This is a genomic window from Klebsiella sp. JN_Kp121 (assembly GCF_040062145.1).
Taxonomy (GTDB): Bacteria; Pseudomonadota; Gammaproteobacteria; order Enterobacterales; family Enterobacteriaceae; genus Klebsiella; species Klebsiella aerogenes.
Map to the genome: position 1 here is coordinate 15259 of NZ_JBEAHX010000010.1, position 20308 is coordinate 35566.

Sequence of the window (20308 nt, forward strand, 5' to 3'; positions counted from 1 at the left end):
CTCACCTCTACTTCGTCAGCGTTCCGGTACTATCAATAAAGAATTCATGAACATATTTTTTATTATTTAAACCGTAGTTAATGACATAAGTATGGTTCTTCTTCCATTCAATATCGATGCAATTGTCAGGATATGATGACATTAACTTGTCATAACCAGAACTCATTACCGTTTGCGTCTTACCGTTTTCGCCTGAGTCAATAGTGTAGTAATTCAATACATCCCTTTTATCCAAACTAAAGCAAAGATGCTCTCCATTAATAATGGTATCTCTTGGGTGTGGCGCAGGATTACCACCAGGACAACCGGAAATAAGAAAAGTTAAAGATAAGATAGCGAATCTCTTCATTGTGGAAATCCCTTCATAACTAATTTATATTTTTGAAGCAATGTATAGTCAGATTCTTTATGATCATAATCTCGTAATGCAGGCAGATACAGATAATTTTTAAAACCGTAAGCTTGCAACAACCAGTAATCACTAACTAATGAAGCCTGCTGTTCTAAGCTATAATGTCGTATGTTTTCCTTGTCTAAACTATAACTGTAATCAGCAAATCGGGAGAACAACCCTCTGGTTCTGACAAACATTCCGTGCTGCGCTTGCCATACATGCATTAACTCATGCATGAATCTATGTTTTTTCTGCACATCAACTTCCATTGAAAAATCATGGGAGTAGGTGTCTTCCCTAAACCACATTTCGCCATTAGGGCTCATAGCAATATCAGTAGGCTGTAGATTGAATGGCAAATAACTTTCCCGATGAATCCACACTGTATTGTACCGGAGACCGTAGCTGTATAGCGTTCTTGCTAACCCAATCTCACCAGTGGTTATAAGCCTCGTTCCACCGGGCTTAATACGTGTCCCGGATGTCGCGTTAATCCTCTCGTTTACAGGCATTCAAAATCCCTTTGAATTGCAATGTTATTGTGTGTTTATCGTACGCCAATGCAATCGACAAGGGAAAGATTTTTATCCGAAAAAATTTGCAGCCGACTTAGCGTATTTAGTGGGAATGCAGTATTCGCATTCGTTACACGTAGTGTTTAAAGAGATACTGAATTTCCGGCACAAAAAAGATGTCTTCGGGTGAATTGGTTGTCGATTGGGTTCGAAGGCCGGACTCGAATTTCACACCCAATAGACTGATATCAATATATTTTATTGGCAGGAATAAATAGTTATACCCGCACTTGTACCCACAAGTTAAAATCCGTACAAAAAATAGACATTGCGAGTGGGTATAAAGCCATACCAGTAGAACACCGATATGGCCAGCAAAGCAAGATTCAGGCAGGCAGGAAAGTTTTCTTCAGAGGTATCAATTCTCATCCACTCAGAACAAAGTCAGATATGGCCGCGAAATGAACGTTAATCCTTGCTTTGCTATGCTAGTTCCCAAGGCAAATCTCTGCGTCTATTTACTGGTTTTAGAGTGCCCTCGTTTCTCAATTGTTGAGCGGCCCAACGAATGTCATATTGCCACGTATACAACATATCGCCCGAATCTCTAAGCTCAGTCTCGTAGCTGTTCCATACATACTTTGAAACTTCGCGTGGCCAAGCACTACCTCCACGTTCACGAAGACACTCAATGATCCATTGTTTCATGCTTTCCCTAGTTACAATCATTTATCCTTACCTTCACTCGTTGATCGATACATCGCAATACTAGCATTGACAGCTTCTGGTACAAGGTGGGCAGAATCTAAGCGCTTGTAGTCTGCTATGAGCGAAGAGCAGACCGACGAAATTGCCCCCATGTCTTGGCGAGAAATACTGACATTGCCGTGCGTTTATCAACAGGGGCGGTCATACTAGATAATATTGTAGGCAAGAACACCACGAAGATTCAGGAACAATGGGCCGTAAGTAACGAATTCAGATGTAAATGCCAGTTCATATACTCCTGTTAGGGCACGACTGGTAACAGAGCCTTATAAGAGCATCTGAAAAACCTCCGGTTAAGCCGGAGGATACTTATTCCTATTCTCGCTCTATTCTTGCCCACTGGTGGGCGTGAAAAGAACTTTCCTCACGGCAGCTTTCACACTCCAGGCTTTCCGTATCATCACAATTCTCATACGCATCTAATAATGCCTCACCAGTCAGAACTGTAGTACAGTTGTTATGGTGACCACCTGGATCGATTACGCCTGAACAGTGTTGTGTTAAGAACGGCTCTAATACTATTTTTTGGCGAGGGGATAACGCGTTAAATCCCCGATCTACAGCTAGTTGGGCTATACCGCTAACCATTTGTTCTTCTCCATGAAATACATCTCTGTCTAGCTGTATGCGTAAAATACTCTCAATAACAGGCATAAAAAGCCCTCTTTAAATGTGTGTGTTGCATTATGCACTCATATCTACCGTAGTTTTTTTGCGCATACGTGCTAAATGGGGATCGTTTAGAGAATTATGCTACGCCTATTTCTTAAGCAGCATGACAGACAGACTTAAGCGAAGAGTAGATCAATCTATCCGAAATAATAGCTACTATCAGATTGTAAGTAACAACATCTTATTGGTAACGATGAATGAATAAAATACTTCACCTATTTTTTATAAAAAAAGTCGCATACTCTTCCTGCGTTTGATTCAATAGTCTCAACCTAAACTATCCATAGAAATGTGTAATTGAGGAATCATGACAGAAGACTCCAAACGCGGTAGCGCATTAATCTGCGCTTTAAAATCTGACGAGGTAGTCGAGTTGAGCAAGGAATACACTGAGCTTAGCATTGACGCTTTGATTGAATCAAAAACGCTTGAATCTATCCCTTTTGTTAGCACTGTGGTTGGAGTATACAAAGTTGCCAGTTCTGTCAGGAGTCAGCTATTTACTGAAAAGATTTTTCGTTTCCTCACTCACTTCTCAGACCTACCCGACTCTGAACGGATTAAAATGACTGAAAGGTTGAATGAAAACGATAAGTTTGCTGGCCAGGCAGGTGCAAGACTGATTGAAATCATTGACCGGATGGAAAGCGAAAGCAAGCCTGAAGTTGCGGCAGAATTTCTCAAGTCATTCGCACGAGAAGAGATAGATTTTAATGTTCTTCGGCGTTTGCTCGTTGCTCTTGAACGTATTCCCTCATTTGATATCAGTGAACTGGCGGCCTTTGTTGCCATCGACCCTGACCAACCAGTGGAAATGGATGAGGCCTTTTTAGATAGTCTAGTTAATGCTGGGTTGGGAAAGAACAATGGGGCATGGAAAAGTGTAATTATTCCTACGGAGTTATGCATAACTTTTGTGCGCGCAGGAAGGTTATAAGCAACCTAGCTTTTTATTATCCCAGAAACGGATTGTCTTACTAGTCTGTGTGCTAGTTGTCGCAACATAATAACAGAAAGTCCGCTTCTGGCACTAAGCGAACAAGCTTACGAAGCCTAAGGTTCGATATGAACGAGAAGCGAAAGTCAGTTGTATCATCGTCTCCTGTATTCGTAGGTACACCTCGCTTTATTTTGCTATTAATTGATAGTGATATTACATTTAATGGATGCAACCTAAGTACACTTCCCCAAAGGTTTTTAATGCCAACTGACTAAATTCAGTTGTTAAGTTTTTCGACAAAACCAACCCTTTGTTGATAGTTTTAAATGTGGCAAACTCAGGCATCTCATCCCCGAGAGGTTCATTTTCCCTGAGCATAGACTGTCGAAGCGTAGCAAAAAGCTCAAATCCAAGAGGGGCTTCTATTGGGGGCTCATAGCCGCAGTCGTAACCGTAAGTTAAGATTTTTGCTTTTCCAGTTATTGTTTCTCTAAACCTAACACCACTAAAAGATGCCACCAAATCAGCAAGTTGTATCCCACAAACTTCATGAGATGAGCATGTTATAACTTTTACTTCATCAGAACATAGACTGAGAGCTTCTGTAGAGTTTATGATACCTTCATCGAAAAAAACATTCCCTTTCCCATCTGGAAAGTTCTTAATCAATAAGCTTAATAAAAATGACACATCCGAATAACAACGATGGCGATACTCACTTGGCATAATAAATGATCCCCATCGACAATTTGAGTTCAAGTAAGAAATAAGTTTACACCTCAAATCTCTTAAAGATTCAGATTGATCCATTCTTGCGCATGAGTGATGTTCATCAACTGAATGCTCTGAAAGAATTTTGTTTATATCAGACTGAGGATCTTGATCACAAACTACATAAGCCATGATCATAAACCCAAACTCCTCGTGTACCGACTCATCAATGTAAATGTTCAAAGCCTTATCCTTTCAATGACATATGATTTTTTATGTTAGATTATAGGTAGAGTTCATTGAATTACAACGCTATTTTTGTATTAGTAATCTTCTAAATATATTAAGTTATCATTTTGCGTGTGACATAACTTTAAACATGCTGAACATTAATTAATCAATATGTCCGCTTCTGGAACGAAGCGGACTCTAAGTCATCGTTTACAGTCATCCTAGTAAAGACTATGCCGATAGCAGATAAGTAAGTAACATTTACCAGATAGCGACAGGTGACGGGATGTCTTCGCTGCACGCAGAGTTGTTGCAGGTAGAAATTTCATTATGGCTCTCGTGAAAGTCATTAACGTTGAGTGGGATAAACAGCGATGTATATGTAGCCACAACTACCAAGCGTATCGGCTTCGCAGGTGAGTCCGTTGTGGTAAAACGTGACGCAGTGCTGATGCCGGGGAGAGAGTTCTCCGCTGGTGAGCATTAGTTCAAGTTGTTTGAGTATCAGGGGAAATGTCTGGTCGAGACGCAACGCGTCATCGTCGCTGAAAGCACTGTTAAATCCGGCGCGGTCAGCGAGAAAATGCAGTCGGTTGCCTTCCTGCACCAGACGAGCGCCAAAACAGGGTGTTATCGTACTCTGTAGCCCCCACTGCTGGCAGGCGGGATTCTCCGGCTTTGTACCGGATTCTGAGTGATTGTTCATTATTGTTCCTGATTAAAGGGAAGGATTAATTGAGAGTAACGCTTCGAAGAATGACATAGGGACCATTGCGGTCCTGACGCCGTTCAGCAAACACGGCCAGAACGCCGCGTATGTCCTCCATCTCGCGGCCAGCATAATGGCAGATACTACCTGACCATTTATATTTGCTCGTACTGAAGCGAAACAGTCGGGAGCCAGGATGTTGCCGGTATAGGGTCATTGCCTGGCGTTTACTGATGATTTTCATATCCAGCCTCGCTCTGCAAACGACACAATTCCATCTGAACCGATAACCAGATGATCGAGTGTGTTCACATCAACCAGTGTCAGCGCTTCTTTAAGCCTGCCCGTAATGTTGCGGTCACATTGGCTGGGCTCCGGATCACCGGATGGATGGTTATGCGCCAACACAACGGCCGCAGCATTGAAACGAAGCGCTGATTTCACTACCTCACGGGGATGGACCTGCACATGGTTAATCGAACCGGCAAATAGCGTTTCACTCTCCAGTAAACGATTCTGGTTATCGAGATAGAGCACCATAAACACTTCCCGTTCTTGTTCTGCCAGCTGTAACCGAAGCCAGTCACGGGCAGCAGTACTTGAGGTAAAGGATATACCGGGCTGGCGCAGATATTTATCCAGCAGATTGGTAGCGCGTCGGATGGTCCGTTGAGCATAGGGTGTTAATCCGGATGTCGCGGTAAGCAGGTAATCATGTTGAGCCATAACCGCCAGCGGAAAAAGTTCAGGCTGTGATGATACCGGGGATAATGCGATATTCATGTCAGGTATTCCTCAGTCGATTAGATGCATAATGGCGCTGCATTCCGGATGGTTTAGCGCGTAGTCACGTAAGCGATAATAGTGCTCAGTCATCGCGTCACATTCGGTGCGACAAGCGTGGTGGCTGTATGCCATCAGGCAGGCCGCTATACCGGCAGCCTCTCCGCTCATCTCCGCATCGTTGCCATTCATCGGGTTGAACAACGTCCACTTCTCACCGTCGGGCTCCGGAGCCATAAATGCGCCGCCGTTGCTGAGTGTGTAAAAGCTCCAGACGCCGCCGCTGTAATCAGCGCACAGACGATCCATCCAGCCAAATATTTGGGGCTCAAGGGTTATCCATTGTGGGATAGATCCAAAGCGCTTTGGCCAGAAGCCGATACGTAACTCGTCAGCGACTACCGAGGCAGTAATTGCTGCCTGCTCAGCAAACTCAGGGTTGTGGGTATCCATTAAACTATCTCCTTATGCCGGAACGGTTGTTTAACGCCCGAAAAATTCGAGCATGTTTTCTGCCATAACCCACAGGGCGCGATTGAGTTTCACATCGCCATCAATACCGGTAACAGCACGGGTGCGGCTGCTTTTCCCCTGAGCGGTTCGCCCTGACAGACCTCCTTTCATCAGGTTCTCCTGCACGCGCTGGTATACGGTCCACAGGTCATCGCTGTAGTCCTCCCGGCGACGTGGGGTCAGCAACTGCGATACCGTGACCGGCTGGTGGTCTTCACCAAAGCGATACTTCAGCGCGGCATTCGCCAGGGCGTTCCGGGCTGGTTCTGGCAGTGCCAGTGACTGCATTGCATCGCGCTTCTCCTCCACTCGGTCAAACACCCCGAGCACTTCGTAAGCCCCTTCAATCACCTTCTCAACGACATTGCCTTTATGTGGCACCCGTACCTCTCCGAACGACTGACCGCAGACCAGGCCGTTGGTACAGACGCCTCGAAACAGCCCCGGCAGCATCTGGTAGCTTGATGAGCCGTCATGGCTGTTGAGCAAAATGATTTCCGGCACCTGATGTCCGGTCAGTTGACCAGCACGACGCAGGCGAAGCATGTGTTTGGTGTGTTCCCGCTTGCTCTGGTCGCGAACCTTTGTCTGGCAGGCAAAGAACGGCTCAAAACCTTCGCGCTGCAGGCTTTCGAGGATGGTAATGGTCGGGATGTAGGTGTACCTGTCTGAACGAGATTCATGCTTGTCACTCCCGAACACACTGGGGACATGACTCATCAGCTCTTCGTGGGTCAGAGGCCGGTCACGGCGTATCTGGTTTATACGACCAAAGCGGCTGGCTAATCGCATAGCTAACTCCTTATCTGATAATGAAATAAAAACAAAAAGGCCATGTTCCCGAAGGAGCATGGCCTGTTGCTATCTGGTGCTGGTGTGTTGCGAGGTGGAGAGGACTGAATTGTAAGTAACTAATCGCTGTAGTGTGTGGTCCGGCACTCACTGAGGTCAGACAGCTCTTTTTGCGTATTCTTCAGACCCGGACTGAAAGTGCCTACTTTTTTATCGCTGACATAAACATCGAAATTTGCTGCCTGCCCCAGTGCGTCAATAAATGACACCCAGGCATTATCGCCATTCCTCCAGCCGAGGGATGAAGGTAATGAGAACTGACTGTTATCAATGACGACCGTTATTTCCGTCCCGTCGTCATGAGAACTTACTGATGTTCCATCAGGCAGAGTGAGATCAACACCGTGTTGCAGAATATTCTGCGCATCCGGATTGCCAGTACAGTTCAGATTAAACACCACCTTCTCCGGGCTGGTAATGATATATTCGGTCACGCCCATCCCAAAACCACTCGTCCACATATTGGGAATAGCCTGTGCTGTTGATACAGAAGCCAGCATAGCTAATGTAAATATTACGTAAGGCAGTCGCATAATGTTGTCCTCAAATCATGTAATAAAGCTTTTGTTGTTTAAAACAATAAAGTAATGAAAAAACAGTTGGATTATTTTATTTGTTTGTAGCGAAACGCTTCTTTCCCGGCATAAATCCCGACAAGATCGTCATAACGAGGGTCCTTTTTATTCGGGCGGAACGTTACTTTCATATCGGGACTGCACATATCCTTCATGGTGAGATTGAATTCTTTACCTGGCGTAATGGTATACCCTGTTGCCACATCGTCTTTACTGGGAGTGATCCACCCCCATATTCCCCCCGGACAATCTCTGGAAGGTTTCGAGCGAACAACAATAAACCATCCCATTGAATCCACTTCCGTCGCTGTACACAGTTTTCTGACCTGTCGGTGGGCATCACACCAGAATATATTCCCACTTTTATTATTCACTGCCGCAGGCAGGAACCCGCTATAAGGACGTGCTGCGTGAGCATTACCTGCGATAAGTAAGGGAAAAAACATGACTGGCAGTAAAGACAATAATTTCAATTTTTTCATTAGATTAACCTTACATTCAATTGTGGAGACCATCTCTAATCAGTTTGTCCGGATTGCCCCCGACTTTCTGATGGAGAAAATGAATTCAGCGACTGCTGAATAAAACGGAAATGAGGTAAGGCAGAGATAAAATGTTTGTCCTCCGACAGCTGATAGAGAAGCTCACTGCGAATAAATGTTTCCCGCGATGACCTTACCAGATGAATCTCATCCAGCCGGAAGACACGTAATTGTCTGTTATGTTCAGCGACAAGATACCAGTAACCGTCAAGAGCGATTAGCCGGTAAGGTGCGATGGCCTCATGACGCTCCCCTTCAGTCAGAACGGTGATGCGCTGACATCCCGAAATAGCTCTGACCAGCCTGTAGAAGCAGAGCTTTCCTGCCGGGGGATGAGGTCTGTCCTGATGCCATACCAGACAGGGTCGATCATCACAGTCCAGCAGGCTGCTGATCAGTCGCCGGTCAAAGCCAGGGAAAGCCCCGGCCAACCCCGTGCGGTGAGCAAAGGTCAGAATATCTATTTCCTGCCGCGTACTGTGAATATCTGAGCGCAGACTGCACTGCCCCTGGTAATAATCCAGGTCGAGATACATCAGACGTTCCCGAAAGTCACGACGTAACGTGCGCTCTGACACCCCGAATTCAGTTGCCAGTTTGCGAATAAACAGAGTTTCACCGGACACCAGACGGCTGATAATCAACGACAACCTGACGGCAAGCCGGTCATGTCGCCGCTCCTGAAGCGTCATGAAAGATTTCTCCTGAGAAGTTAACTCTATGAATTAATAATGATTACTTTAAAGGAAGGAGTGGACAGGGTATGGACAACATCGGAACTATTTTTTATGAGCAGTCCAGCCTTGTGGGCGCTCGTCTGACAGATAATGATGCTTCGCCTGATTTAATTGATGATAAAACGCAGTGGAAAGGACGTGTCCACAATCAACACATCATTAACAACCAGTTCATCATTCGCAGAGAAAATTGCGATATCAGAAGAATATCCAGTCCCAGACGGCCCGTGCGACCGACACCACCGCATCACGCACGGTACGAATCACCGTTTTCAATGGCGCAGGCAGCAATGACGATGACTCAGCCGTATCGAAAACACGGCCCACTGCGTCACCGAAACTGTCACGGGCCTGCGACTTTACCGGCTCTGTGCAGAGTCTCCCGTGCAGTTGTGTCACCACCGGGCTGGTGGCGCGGTCAGGCAGACAGCGCATCATGGTTGCCACCATATCCTCACTGCCCCATCCAGTGCTGGCGGACACCGCACAGACCGGATGATGCGGTTTAAACATCGCCATAATCGCAGCCTGCTTCGCTTTAAGATTTCCCTGTTGGTGCGGTGAAGGTTTGCTGGTGAGGGTATCCCATTCATGACAGGGTTCGATTTTGTCGGCCTGGTTAATCACGAACAGTACCTTTTGCCTGTAAGGTTGCATCACACCGTGCCAGAACTGCTCGTCCACGGTTAGTGCCCGATCATCGGCCTTAATGACCCACAGCACCAGGTCCAGCTCCGGCAGGATTCGACGGTACAGGGCACGGTATTCTTGATCCCGCTGCCCGTTTTCGCCCACGCCCGGTAAATCAACAATCACCAGGCTGTGACGCCCACTGCGTAACCGGAAACGCAGCACGTCGCGAGTACAGGCATTCACGTCACTCACCGGGGACACCTCGCCCCGGAAAAGTTCGTTGCAAAGAGAGGATTTACCTGCACCACTTTTGCCCATGATGCCAATAACCGGCTCGTAGTGGGTCAGGTTCTGGATACGTTCAAGAATAAGCTCGCGAAGCGTAGAGGGAAGCGACGCAAGCGGTTGTTCAAAGGCCTGAAGGCCATCAGGTTTATTCATACAGTAGTCTCAGCGTGAAAAATTAAAAACCCCGCGTTTCAGTCAGGAAGGCGGGGATTCACTGAGATAATATCTGTCTGAAATAATTTGGAATTTTAGATTAACACGTAAAGGACCTTGTGCAATATAGGATTGAACTATGTCTGCTTCATGCCTGAAGCAGATGATATCAGCATTCTATAATGCTGATTCTTTAGAAGTTGGCCAACTGTCTTGAAGTCATTTCATTCCTTATTTTTCTGATTTATAGCTTATAGCATCGGAGTTGCAAGAAGCACGTTTGACATCGAAGGTTTTCATATATTCATTATATGCCTCTGGCCATTCCTCCATTGAGGAAGATAGTTTTTTATAAGCGCCACTATCTGAAATAACATAATCCATATCAGAAATTGCAAGTTGTTTTATAGATGATGCAATATTTACTGCCAGTACTGATAGACGTTCAGAAGAATAAGAACTTATCGACATTGCTTTAGTTATGGCTGATTTCGCTGGTTGGTAAAGTTGATTATGATTAGCTTTATATAAAAGAGATTTATCAGCATCAAATGCAGCTACCGCAGCCAAAAAATCAGAGGCTTTTTCACGAAATTTGTATTCATCTTCGTTAACAGCAGTAGTACAAATCGTTCTGGCATTGATGAGTGCTGGGACTCTTGTGCTTTCAACTAACTTTGAACCCGTGAGATATGAGCCGGCCATTCCCCCTAAAGCTGCGATTATTGCGACCAATAGCGCACTACCTATGTCTAAAGATGCTTTAACAACTTCAGCTTTGTTCTGCGCATTTCCAGAGTGTGCACTAATGTTACTATCATTGTGGCTACCAGACATATCAAGCTTCCTAAGTTATTAAGCTTTAATTCCTGCTATTATCTACATTCACACAAGTTAAGAATTCTTTTTTACCAGAGTATCAGTAAGTTGGGTTTCATGAAAGATACTAGTGATCAACTCGAAAATTTTAACAAATTATATTGAGTTGGATCCGCTCTTCGCTCACAGCGGGCCTAACGGACTTGCTTTAGGTCTGCTCCGTGCAAGGAGCGGAAGTTTACCGTTTTAGAAATCATGCTAATTAGCATAAAATCTCTCAACTGATGGGGTCTGGAGTTGCAGAAAAAATGACTACAAGGCAGTATGCGCAAAAATCAATCTTCGATCTGGAGGAAATTTTCGAGCGGTCACGGAACAATGCTAGTGAACTTGAACGGCTGTTGAACGAACTGACCTTCCGCAATACTGCCAAGGCCCGAACGTTGAGGACTAAAATCGAGCAAGCCCGAACTGTACTTAGTGGTCACTGCGTGATCTCAATGTCGGATTCCAGTCCATCAGCGCGTCATCCGGGCTCGTCGTCCACACAATCCTCCCAAGTTCCGCCCCGTGATGTGCCTGCAGCGGTAGTGCAACAGCAACCCAAGGCTAATCCAGCTCCTGTCATGCAACAGCAATTCGGCGAAGACCAGATCGACCTAGGTCCACTCCCATCTTTCTCTCCGACAGGTAAGTCGAATGATGCGCGAGCAATACTGGCAGCATGGACAGCCCTCGAAGCACTGTCGCCTCAAGGTTATAAACGCCCAGAGGATATGGCAACCGGCGACCGCTCTAGGGTTGCCCTATTGGAGCGAGGTGTACCATGGGGACCAAATGCCCGCAGCAAGCCCAGCCATAAGCTTTATTTCGAGGTCGTCCTCGGCTCCATCGCTCTCGACAAGGCGACGGACGAGCTGGTCAAGGTTTTTGGCGAGGATGAGGAGCGTTCACGCCCGGACGGTAAGAAGGCGGCCATCGGCTCGCTCCTGATCGACAAAGAAGGTTATGTGCTTGAGGACAAAGGCGTTGCCGTGTCCAGTTTTGCCTGGGCACTCAAGCCGGCTCTCGACCTGAAGCTTGGGAGCTTAGGGAATTGGCCGAATGTTGAGCCGCGCATTATCGAGCATCTGGATCGAATGGTTCGCCGCCACAACGAGGATGGAGAACCCATACCGATCGATTTGGATGTCGTTCTTAACGCTTATAGATGGCTTGTGTCTCAGTTCGGTGTACCCGAACATTTGGTTGAGCCACCCACATTCGCGATTAAGGTGTTTCATCATTTCAAGGCCAAGGCGCCGCCTGAACCTTCGTTACTGAATTCCTTCTATCTTGAAGATCTCGGTGAAGCAACCAAATTGCTCGAGACGGGCAAAGCCGGAGCCGGTTTGCGCCGCTACATGGGAATTGGCAGGCCTGAACAGAAAATCGACGTGCTATCGCCCATTTCCGCAGTTGAGCCATTCGTCGCACCCTCGCTCATGCCGCAGGCTCGTTGGCCTTCGAAAGGCGGCCATCCACTGGTACTGCTTCAACAGGCTGCCGTGAATGCGGCGCGTGCTGAGCTGAATGATGCTCCAGGTATCATCGGCGTCAATGGGCCTCCGGGAACCGGAAAGACCACTCTTCTGCGAGATATTGTCGTCGGGTGCATTCTTGATCGGGCCACGGCGATGTGCGGCTTCAATAAACCGCAGGATGCCTTTTCCACAACAGGCGAGAAGCTGGCATTCGGCTCCAATGCATTCCTGCACTTCTACAAGTTACATGCATCCTTAAAGGGCCATGAGATCGTTGTAGCGTCCTCCAATAACAAAGCGGTCGAGAACGTTAGTAAAGAGCTTCCTCTCAAGGAAGCCAATGGTCGTCATGAACAAATCGCCTATTTTCGGTCCATCAGCGACCTGATTGCGAACCCCAAACGCGTCGGCTATTTCGAAGCCGAGGCCGAGGGGGACATCCCCTCCGACCCAGTCGAAACCTGGGGGCTGATCGCCGCTGCTCTCGGCAAGAGCAGCAACCGAGGCGCGTTCCAGCAAGGTTTCTGGTGGAATGAAGACGGTGGTTTCCTTACCTACCTGAAAGCAGCTCGCGGCATAAATGTCATGCGTGAGATCAAGGACGAACGAACAGGCGAAATCATCGATCGCGTAATGCCCAGCGTGGTTGTCAATGAGCGGCCCAGCACCAACGAAGCGGATGCTGCTGCGGCCTGGCTGAAAGCGCGAACCGCATTTCTTAAACTCAAGGCAACGGTAGACGCCGAAATCGCCAGCATCGAAGAGATGCGACGGGATATCCAGGCGCTCAAGGGAGCGATCACCGAACTTCAAAGGGCTGAAGAGCGTCGACCGAGTCTGGATGAAGCCGTAGAAGAGGCACACCAGATTGCTGAATCCTGCCAACGGGAGCATGAGAAGGCAAAATCGCAGATCGAGCAGGATAAGATCATGCTCGACAGCCATCTTGCTGGCCGTCCAGGTTTCTTCTCCCGTTTGTTCGCGACTGCGGCCTGGAAGTCGTGGAGATCGACACTGCAGATGCTCTCGGCGACCTTGCAGCAATCAGTCTTACGGGCGCTGGAGACAGACGGTGCCCTGGAGCTTGCAAGGGCTGAGTGGAGCAATACTGAGTCCCAGTTACAGCAACTCGACCAGGAAATTTCCAGCAAGTGTCAGGCTGTCTCGAAATTGAAAGCAACCGAGGCAGAGGCACGAAACCGCATGGGAGACAGGGTCGTTGATGAGAGATTCTTCGAGCGCGAGCACGAGGCTATCCACCTGACTGCGCCATGGCTTCCCGATGAGGTTCATCGCCTGCGGGAGGATCTATTCGCCGCTGCCCTGACTGTGCATAAAACGTTCATCGATGCTTCGGCCAGCCGCTTGCAACACAACCTTGGGCTATTGATGTCGGGCATGGTGGCTGGTGCCTTCCAGTCTTCCGCTCACCGTGAACTTCTCCCCGACCTTTGGTCAAGCCTTTTCATGGTGGTGCCGACCGTGTCCACGACATTCGCCTCTGTTCGGACGATGTTCGGGGATCTGCCACCAGAGAGCATTGGCTGGCTTCTGGTAGATGAAGCGGGCCAGGCCGTTCCTCAGGCAGCAGTTGGAGCTATCATGCGGGCAAAGCGCTCCATCGTGGTAGGTGACCCGTTGCAAATCCCACCTGTAGTTTCACTTCCTGAAAAGCTGAACGTCGAAATCTGCAAATTCTTCGACATTGATCAGAGCGAATGGTCTGCGCCCGCAGCATCTACGCAGACCCTTGCTGATCAGGCATCGCGCTTCAAATCCACCTTCGTCATGGATGTAGGTGATCGAGAAGTCGGGCTGCCACTCCTCGTTCACAGGCGTTGCCAGAACCCAATGTTCGATGTTTCTAACTCCATCGCCTATGCCGGGCAGATGGTCCATGCTGTCGGGCCTAAAAGACTAGGATCTATCGGCTCGGCTTTGGGGCGATCTCGCTGGTTCGACGTCAATGGCAATGCTGAGACGAAGTGGTGCCCCGAGGAGGGTGATGCGGTTGTACGAATGCTTAAAGAGCTGGCCGCATCGGGCATTACAAATCCGGACGTCTTTATCATCACACCATTCAAGATCGTAGAGCAGAACATGCGTCGGCGTCTCGACAGTGAGACCGATCTGCTGCAAGCGCTGGGAGTAAAGTGGAATGAGTGGAGCCGTGATCGTGTAGGCACGATCCACACGTTCCAGGGCCGAGAGGCGGACACGGTCATCCTGCTGCTGGGTGCTCCGAAAGCGAGTCAGCAAAGAGCCCGTCAGTGGGCGGCAAGCCCGCCAAACATTATCAATGTAGCCGTCTCACGCGCCAAGCAAAACCTGTATGTGGTCGGCTCGGCTGCTGCATGGGCAGGGGCGGGAACGAGCCTACAGGTCCTGCAGCGACAATTGGCGCAATCAGCCTGACAATCTCCGAGGCGGCACTCATTGTTAAGGGCACATCGCAACTAATCTTTTATTTAGCTCTGTAACGAGCCGACCGCTATGTGCCAGGAGCGGACATTTATGACCAGTTAATCATGCCAGCAAGATCTTAACGAAGGCATCCCAGCGGTCTTCGATGTTGTCTTTGTTGATAGGGAGCAGCGTTTTGCGCATCGTTACCCCATCAATGGCCGCGAGATCTGCGTCTTTTTTTACCAGGTCTGGCGCGAACCAGAGTTTAAGCGTGTGCGGATCGATGGCACATAGTCCCGCGTCAAAGAGCTTGTGGATATCAGCGCGCAGCAGCAGACCGTTTTTAAAGCTCGCGCCACCTTTGCGAGCGTGGGCTTTAAGGTGTGCGGCTTCGCAGCGTACCGCAATGGCATTCGTGTAGACGCAACGGCCACCGCAGTTAAGCATCACATCTTCACGGAATTTCCCCTGATCACGACGGCGACGGCCATAGAAGGGTACATCTTCTTTATGTTCGCGTTCTTCAGCCAGCGACCGTTCGGCTCGAGGTTCTTCAGCCTGGGGTTCTTCGGCCACCACGGGTTCAGGTTTGACCGCATTCGGTTCTTCCCAGGTTCCCAGGAACATGGCAACGCGCTGGGGCATTTTGACACGATTCAAAATCCCAAGGTGCGCTTTTTCCCAGGCTAGGAATTCTTCCAAACGACTTGCTGGACAACCATGTTTAAGCGCTGGATGGGGGGATTCCTTTTTGACTGGAGCGGGCGCGGGAGCAGATAACGTCGTGCTGCTACTGCCTGTGCTGTAGCTGCTGCGGCCACCCACATGGCGTTTAACCGAATTTCCTTCGACCAGGATTTGCTTGTCCTCGTCGATCTGACGCTGGAAGAATGCCTCAATTTGGGTGTAGTTCAGCTTGAAGTGGCGCATAACTGCGCCACGGAAAGCCAAACGAACTTCTTCGTTACGATTTGGCGGGCAAGCACGGTCAACGCGCTGGGAAGCATAGGTATCATTCCCCCAGGCTTGCGTACCGTAACGGCTAAATATGACCGTCCAGTTTTTCCCCGATTGGCTGCGATAAACCTTACCATCGCAGACGAACACGAACGGAGACGAAATAATAAACCCGTGAACTTCCATAGCCATTTTAATCCACCTCAACCAGCTTTTTTCCAGTCCACCCCTTCGAGATCGACCTTGCCAACTTATTTCTGTCAACAATTGCCGTAAGCATAAATGTAGTGACCTGCATTTGAAATCGGTTCGACCTGCATTTACGATTAGCTTGACCCGCTCCCCGTTCGTTAACACATAGCAACGTTAGTAATGCATCCTACGCGGTAATAACAATTGCGAGCTTCCGCTACTCGCTCATTGCTGACCTTCAGATCCAGCAGGTTGTTCGCTTGGTACCTGAGATAGACGCGCCAATAACCTGGCAATCGTTCAACCTCGCTATGGTAATCGTTCACAAGTATGTGCTCTGTACGTAACGGGACAAAGAGGGAGATAGATAGAGGACCCAGGGTCTACTCAGATTCATCACTACATTGAGAAATCAGACGAAAAAACCATTGGGGTCACAACGCTATTTAGCAGATCGTCGATAAGATTTTGATGCTTGCCAGGCATGTTTCATCTTCTCAATAAACTCCAACTTCTCTTCAGGTTGGACGTTCCACACATCTATAGCCGCAATAATCATGTCATAACGCATAGACGTATTATAAGGGCGAAGATAGCCCGCTATTCGTCCTTTTCCTTTGAGATAGTCCCAGAGATATACTAACTGAGTTTCATCATCTCGTGACATCCAGTCAAAATCTGTCAGAAAAAAATCATATTGCTCAAGCCAACGCTCATGCAGTTTTCTGAAATAAGAGATCTTATCTCCAAGTGAGCATGTAGCTTCATCAATGTACCTCATCACACCATTGATGAGTTCACGCTCAGTTACCGGAGTGGGGTTGTACAGATCGGTACTTGCTCCCGCGTTCAGATAAAATCGGGAGAAAACACGTTTCGGTTTTTTCGAAGCAGTAGCCTGTGGATTTGTTATCAGGTCCCAATCAATATCGTCCAGGTCGAAATTAAATTTAGAGAAATCAAGCTCTGTGAGGATATTATCGTTCATTAAAAGAGAATTAAAACCACCTGAACAACCGACGTCATTCCCCAATCCACCAAGTGTCAACCCTGCAGATTTTACTGGGTATTCGAAAATATAATGGTGAGCAAACCACGATGCTCTTGGTGAACCTTTGAAACAATCAAAATAATCTTTATCAATCAGTTGCAGGTCGGCCCATTCTTTAAGTGTTTTCCGCGCAGCTTTGATTCTGTCCTGATCGCCAAGAAAATGTCGTTCAAGTATCTGAGAGATCAAACGTCGAAAATCATCCGGCGTATCATAAGTACTGCACAGTAACGAGTGATCTGTATTGAAAAAACTATCCAGCGCTTTTAGGTACATTATCTCGCTGCGGATCATATCGTAATGCAACATCGTCTCTTCCCTCTGCTTCTGACTCCCAAAAACAGATTAGCATGAGTACCTTTTTGTGTGGTGGAGTCTAGTCACAGACCTGAAGAATGACTGATTTTTAACTGATATCCTGCTGATTTTATTGTGATAATACTCTGACTTATTACTGCGTTATTCCTGTGGTTTTTACTCTACGAATCTCCTCTTTTCACCTCATTAGAATCGTTCAACAGCAGATATGAACATTTGGGTTTTTAGTATAATTAAGGGGCACTTCCTGTTTCTATACCACCCTGTTCACAACGCCTTCCCCCAATCATTAACCCTGCCTGTCATCCCCTGGATACACAGTTCCCTGTATCTGCCATATCTCCGCTTCTCTTAAAAATTACATCTCATCCCAATCCTTTGTACTCCACCTGACAAAGGATAAATCAATGCACACACCTTACCCTTTCAATTCCAGATACACGATGAACTGGTTTCTACTGTCTCTACTCAATGACCACCTGAATCAGCTACTGAACCGATACTCCCGAATACAGGCACTCAGACTCGACCTGTTCTATCAGAAAGGTACAGAGCGTTATAAACGTCATTCATGGTATGAAACCGAGCGAGAGGTACGCATGCTGGTTGAACGCACCATGCAGCACACAAATCTGGCTGGGTATTTCTGGGTACTAGAGAATTCTGTAGACCACGGCTGCCATGCCCATATCGTGTTCTATCTCGACAGGCACCTTAACCAAGCTACCTACCCAATAGCTGAGAGAGTAGGAACAATATGGCGGGAAATAACGCGACGAGAAGGCTATTACAACCGCTGCGAATACAAACCCTCTTATGAAGTCAGTATTGATAGACCGGTGAACTACGATGATACCGAAGCCATTGATAACCTGCGCTACATTATCAGCTATCTCGCCAAAGAAGAGCAAAAGCACGGTCACTATCACTACGGAGCCAGTGAGGTACCGCCCCCCAGTGGACTGGGGCGTCCTCGCACGTTGTAACTTACGTTCTGCACTTTTTTACGTATCAATCCATTGATGTGGAAGGGCTGGTAGTAACGAGCAATCAACCACCAGCTCAGAATAATCCCACAATGGAAGACAGCATTATGACAGAACAAATTTCTTTGCTTGATGACCAACTGGTGGATATGCGGTTCCTCACGAAGCTAACGGGACTTACGGATAAATGGTTCTATAAGCTGATTAAAGATGGTGACTTCCCCAAACCAGTCAAACTGGGGCGCAGTTCTCGCTGGTTAAAGAGCGAAGTAGAAAACTGGCTTCAGGAACGCATTAACCAGTCCCATAAATAACACCACTCTGACCTAACCCCCGGCAAGAAAATAACTATCCGACTCGTTCGGAGGTTTTCTGCTGTCTGTCATTAAAGCCAGAAGGAATATGAACAATGAAAGATTACAAACCACGTTACGAAGAACTTTATAAATATTATCAGGTCTGGTTGACTGATTTTACGAAACTGACGGTCAGATCGGGTATGTGTCACCAGAATATCTACCACCATCATACCCTGACGATTGGCAGCCTTAAGTTTCCGGGAGAGGAAGAGGTTATTGCTATTGTCCCCCAGTGCCTGCACCGGATTATTTATGGCAGAGCAGCAGCCCCACTGACTGTTAATGATGACCTGAGTGTCAGTTTATTTACCCAGGAGCATCTGCTGGCTCACCATCCAATGCTGGAGGGGGTTTTGCTGTCTGAGTGCGTGCGTTTAAAACAACGCCCTCTGGCAAATAAGCTCATCAGTCTGTTCCGCCAGTTCGGCGGTAGCGAGCTGCGTCTGAAGCTGGTCTGGCTGTGCTGGTACGATTTGATGCTGGGTAATTGCCTTGATGACTGGACCGACAACCTCAGGTTCAAAAAAGACAAGGAGATGGATATCTGGATCAATGACCGGCAGGCTGAAAACCCTGCGCTGACCAGTCTGATGGACGAGTATGTCTGCTTTGCATGGCGGACGACAGCGGAGCCACTGAATCAGGCTTCATCCATAGTCATGCAAGGGATTTGAGGGTTATTGGGGAGTGAAAATTAATTTAGGTTAATTAATATAATTAATAGGCAATCCCTTTTTACAACCATCCTCTTGATCCATGCGGTTACCCCAGCCATGGCTCTTCCTTAAGGCCAGGTGCATTCCATTGACTGGCCCTCGCCAGCACTAAAGAAATTCATCCTATGCAAAACAAACAACGATGGGAGCCAGACTGGTTTCGACAGTCACTTCTGAACAACCATATCGACAAACTGATAGAGCGCTATTCCTGCCTGCTGGCACTCCGAACAGATCTGTTTTACCAGGATCATACCGCTAAGTTTTTCCTGCGGGATCATCGGCAACTCGAATGAGATATCCGAAAGCTGATGAACCGTATGATGCAACTCGAAGCGGTGGTCGGTTTCTTCTGGGTTATCGAATGGACAGAAGACCACCACTACCATGCTCATGTCGTGTTCTGGCTGGATGGTAGTAAAACTCAGAATACCTATCCCTGGGCACAGCAAGCCGGTTTGTACTGGTGTATATGACCAAAACCCAGCAGAAATATGGGCTGTTACTGTTCGGTTGCAATGAGGTCCCCGAACGACCTTCAAGCAGACGGCCACGTAAGAATGTCTTCTAAGTAAGGCAATTTTTTACGCCAGCATCTCATCGTGTGAGAACCACACTACTCCCACCCTCATAACACCTTTAAACCATCCAACCGCACGGTGTCTGTCAGTCCTGCTGGGACGGTTAGACCTGCGAATTGTCTGGTAGGAACCAATACTATTTTTGCCAACTCCTTGATTGCTTTTGACGATAACGCTCTGGCCCCCTCAGGGTCAGGATAATTGCCGACAAAGAAAACTGAGATTTATGCTGGCAGAACTAGTGTCTGCACCACTGTTTTTTCTGGCACTGCGTTTTATGTAAAAATGATTGCGATGGAAAAAAATACTGCCTGACCTGTGGTGTTGTGACCCCAGTTTCTATTTAAAATAGTTTCCTGCAAAAAACTGCTCGTAACCACCTGA

General features: G+C 47.5%; 20 protein-coding genes and 1 pseudogene. 6 read left to right on the forward strand and 15 right to left on the reverse strand.

The annotated features are described in order from the left end of the window. Window positions 1-7: 7 nt before the first annotated feature. Window positions 8-349, reverse strand: a complete 342-nt coding sequence (locus tag ABLU86_RS15265) for a putative T6SS immunity periplasmic lipoprotein (RefSeq protein ID WP_045364739.1) — start codon at window positions 347-349, stop codon at window positions 8-10. After that, window positions 346-906 carry a hypothetical protein gene (locus ABLU86_RS15270; RefSeq protein WP_045364741.1) on the reverse strand — a complete coding sequence of 187 codons (561 nt, stop codon included), beginning with the start codon at window positions 904-906 and terminating at the stop codon, window positions 346-348. Before ABLU86_RS15270 ends, ABLU86_RS15265 begins: the two co-directional genes overlap by 4 nt. Window positions 907-2656: 1750 nt before the next feature. On the opposite strand from ABLU86_RS15270, the gene ABLU86_RS15275 reads away from it, so the two are divergent. Continuing rightward, the gene (locus ABLU86_RS15275; RefSeq protein WP_192986744.1) at window positions 2657-3286 is read left to right on the forward strand and encodes a hypothetical protein; all 630 of its coding nucleotides are present in this window, start codon (window positions 2657-2659) and stop codon (window positions 3284-3286) included. Window positions 3287-3508: 222 nt separating this feature from the next. Here the strand turns inward: ABLU86_RS15275 and ABLU86_RS15280 are convergent, their stop codons facing one another. The 11 genes from ABLU86_RS15280 to ABLU86_RS15330 all read right to left on the reverse strand — a co-directional run bounded on the left by ABLU86_RS15280 (window position 3509) and on the right by ABLU86_RS15330 (window position 10853). Continuing rightward, entirely contained in the window at window positions 3509-4243 is a 735-nt protein-coding gene (locus ABLU86_RS15280) for a DUF3800 domain-containing protein (RefSeq protein WP_097404727.1), read from the reverse strand. 337 nt (window positions 4244-4580) lie between these two features. Further along, complete coding sequence (locus ABLU86_RS15285) at window positions 4581-4937, reverse strand: type IV toxin-antitoxin system YeeU family antitoxin (RefSeq protein ID WP_049010462.1); 357 nt, start codon at window positions 4935-4937, stop codon at window positions 4581-4583. Between the two features lie 25 nt (window positions 4938-4962). Continuing rightward, entirely contained in the window at window positions 4963-5184 is a 222-nt protein-coding gene (locus ABLU86_RS15290) for a DUF987 family protein (RefSeq protein WP_192986742.1), read from the reverse strand. Further along, complete coding sequence (radC, locus tag ABLU86_RS15295; protein ID WP_348796223.1) at window positions 5181-5723, reverse strand: DNA repair protein RadC; 543 nt, start codon at window positions 5721-5723, stop codon at window positions 5181-5183. Before radC ends, ABLU86_RS15290 begins: the two co-directional genes overlap by 4 nt. Before the next feature lie 12 nt (window positions 5724-5735). After that, entirely contained in the window at window positions 5736-6176 is a 441-nt protein-coding gene (locus tag ABLU86_RS15300) for an antirestriction protein (RefSeq protein ID WP_060175537.1), read from the reverse strand. 30 nt (window positions 6177-6206) lie between these two features. Continuing rightward, window positions 6207-7028 carry a DUF932 domain-containing protein gene (locus ABLU86_RS15305; RefSeq protein WP_064360222.1) on the reverse strand — a complete coding sequence of 274 codons (822 nt, stop codon included), beginning with the start codon at window positions 7026-7028 and terminating at the stop codon, window positions 6207-6209. Between the two features lie 119 nt (window positions 7029-7147). After that, on the reverse strand, window positions 7148-7621 hold the full coding sequence (locus tag ABLU86_RS15310) for a hypothetical protein (protein ID WP_060175535.1): 474 nt from the start codon (window positions 7619-7621) through the stop codon (window positions 7148-7150). A 71-nt stretch (window positions 7622-7692) separates the two neighbouring features. Beyond that, complete coding sequence (locus tag ABLU86_RS15315; protein WP_000734321.1) at window positions 7693-8145, reverse strand: hypothetical protein; 453 nt, start codon at window positions 8143-8145, stop codon at window positions 7693-7695. Between the two features lie 35 nt (window positions 8146-8180). Beyond that, window positions 8181-8897, reverse strand: coding sequence for a WYL domain-containing protein (locus tag ABLU86_RS15320; protein ID WP_192986738.1), 717 nt, complete (start codon window positions 8895-8897; stop codon window positions 8181-8183). 243 nt (window positions 8898-9140) lie between these two features. Continuing rightward, on the reverse strand, window positions 9141-10016 hold the full coding sequence (locus ABLU86_RS15325; RefSeq protein ID WP_192986736.1) for a GTPase family protein: 876 nt from the start codon (window positions 10014-10016) through the stop codon (window positions 9141-9143). Window positions 10017-10247: 231 nt separating this feature from the next. Beyond that, window positions 10248-10853, reverse strand: coding sequence for a hypothetical protein (locus ABLU86_RS15330; RefSeq protein WP_064373968.1), 606 nt, complete (start codon window positions 10851-10853; stop codon window positions 10248-10250). Between the two features lie 290 nt (window positions 10854-11143). On the opposite strand from ABLU86_RS15330, the gene ABLU86_RS15335 reads away from it, so the two are divergent. Next, complete coding sequence (locus tag ABLU86_RS15335; RefSeq protein WP_048328403.1) at window positions 11144-14773, forward strand: AAA domain-containing protein; 3630 nt, start codon at window positions 11144-11146, stop codon at window positions 14771-14773. 111 nt (window positions 14774-14884) lie between these two features. Here the strand turns inward: ABLU86_RS15335 and ABLU86_RS15340 are convergent, their stop codons facing one another. Together ABLU86_RS15340 and ABLU86_RS15345 are read right to left on the reverse strand one after the other, a co-directional pair. Next, the gene (locus ABLU86_RS15340) at window positions 14885-15913 is read right to left on the reverse strand and encodes an HNH endonuclease signature motif containing protein (protein ID WP_226840322.1); all 1029 of its coding nucleotides are present in this window, start codon (window positions 15911-15913) and stop codon (window positions 14885-14887) included. A gap of 442 nt (window positions 15914-16355) precedes the next feature. Beyond that, complete coding sequence (locus tag ABLU86_RS15345; protein ID WP_192986734.1) at window positions 16356-17273, reverse strand: hypothetical protein; 918 nt, start codon at window positions 17271-17273, stop codon at window positions 16356-16358. Window positions 17274-17689: 416 nt separating this feature from the next. On the opposite strand from ABLU86_RS15345, the gene ABLU86_RS15350 reads away from it, so the two are divergent. From ABLU86_RS15350 to ABLU86_RS15365, 4 genes and pseudogenes are all read left to right on the forward strand, one after another. Further along, window positions 17690-18268, forward strand: a complete 579-nt coding sequence (locus tag ABLU86_RS15350) for an inovirus-type Gp2 protein (protein WP_048291786.1) — start codon at window positions 17690-17692, stop codon at window positions 18266-18268. Between the two features lie 107 nt (window positions 18269-18375). After that, on the forward strand, window positions 18376-18582 hold the full coding sequence (locus ABLU86_RS15355) for an AlpA family transcriptional regulator (RefSeq protein WP_072065341.1): 207 nt from the start codon (window positions 18376-18378) through the stop codon (window positions 18580-18582). Window positions 18583-18677: 95 nt separating this feature from the next. Continuing rightward, window positions 18678-19301, forward strand: coding sequence for a hypothetical protein (locus ABLU86_RS15360; protein WP_048328396.1), 624 nt, complete (start codon window positions 18678-18680; stop codon window positions 19299-19301). 167 nt (window positions 19302-19468) lie between these two features. Next, window positions 19469-19914 (forward strand): annotated as a pseudogene (locus ABLU86_RS15365) (inovirus-type Gp2 protein). Window positions 19915-20308 lie beyond the last annotated feature (394 nt).

Excerpts from the sequence above, each read along its gene's own strand:
- ABLU86_RS15265 (WP_045364739.1), bottom strand. The coding sequence starts at position 349 with ATGAAGAGATTCGCTATCTTATCTTTAACTTTTCTTATTTCCGGTTGT.
- ABLU86_RS15270 (WP_045364741.1), bottom strand. The coding sequence starts at position 906 with ATGCCTGTAAACGAGAGGATTAACGCGACATCCGGGACACGTATTAAG.
- ABLU86_RS15275 (WP_192986744.1), top strand. The coding sequence starts at position 2,657 with ATGACAGAAGACTCCAAACGCGGTAGCGCATTAATCTGCGCTTTAAAA.
- ABLU86_RS15285 (WP_049010462.1), bottom strand. The coding sequence starts at position 4,937 with ATGAACAATCACTCAGAATCCGGTACAAAGCCGGAGAATCCCGCCTGC.
- ABLU86_RS15290 (WP_192986742.1), bottom strand. The coding sequence starts at position 5,184 with ATGAAAATCATCAGTAAACGCCAGGCAATGACCCTATACCGGCAACAT.
- radC (WP_348796223.1), bottom strand. The coding sequence starts at position 5,723 with ATGAATATCGCATTATCCCCGGTATCATCACAGCCTGAACTTTTTCCG.
- ABLU86_RS15300 (WP_060175537.1), bottom strand. The coding sequence starts at position 6,176 with ATGGATACCCACAACCCTGAGTTTGCTGAGCAGGCAGCAATTACTGCC.
- ABLU86_RS15305 (WP_064360222.1), bottom strand. The coding sequence starts at position 7,028 with ATGCGATTAGCCAGCCGCTTTGGTCGTATAAACCAGATACGCCGTGAC.
- ABLU86_RS15310 (WP_060175535.1), bottom strand. The coding sequence starts at position 7,621 with ATGCGACTGCCTTACGTAATATTTACATTAGCTATGCTGGCTTCTGTA.
- ABLU86_RS15315 (WP_000734321.1), bottom strand. The coding sequence starts at position 8,145 with ATGAAAAAATTGAAATTATTGTCTTTACTGCCAGTCATGTTTTTTCCC.
- ABLU86_RS15320 (WP_192986738.1), bottom strand. The coding sequence starts at position 8,897 with ATGACGCTTCAGGAGCGGCGACATGACCGGCTTGCCGTCAGGTTGTCG.
- ABLU86_RS15325 (WP_192986736.1), bottom strand. The coding sequence starts at position 10,016 with ATGAATAAACCTGATGGCCTTCAGGCCTTTGAACAACCGCTTGCGTCG.
- ABLU86_RS15330 (WP_064373968.1), bottom strand. The coding sequence starts at position 10,853 with ATGTCTGGTAGCCACAATGATAGTAACATTAGTGCACACTCTGGAAAT.
- ABLU86_RS15335 (WP_048328403.1), top strand. The coding sequence starts at position 11,144 with ATGACTACAAGGCAGTATGCGCAAAAATCAATCTTCGATCTGGAGGAA.
- ABLU86_RS15340 (WP_226840322.1), bottom strand. The coding sequence starts at position 15,913 with ATGGCTATGGAAGTTCACGGGTTTATTATTTCGTCTCCGTTCGTGTTC.
- ABLU86_RS15345 (WP_192986734.1), bottom strand. The coding sequence starts at position 17,273 with ATGTTGCATTACGATATGATCCGCAGCGAGATAATGTACCTAAAAGCG.
- ABLU86_RS15350 (WP_048291786.1), top strand. The coding sequence starts at position 17,690 with ATGCACACACCTTACCCTTTCAATTCCAGATACACGATGAACTGGTTT.
- ABLU86_RS15355 (WP_072065341.1), top strand. The coding sequence starts at position 18,376 with ATGACAGAACAAATTTCTTTGCTTGATGACCAACTGGTGGATATGCGG.
- ABLU86_RS15360 (WP_048328396.1), top strand. The coding sequence starts at position 18,678 with ATGAAAGATTACAAACCACGTTACGAAGAACTTTATAAATATTATCAG.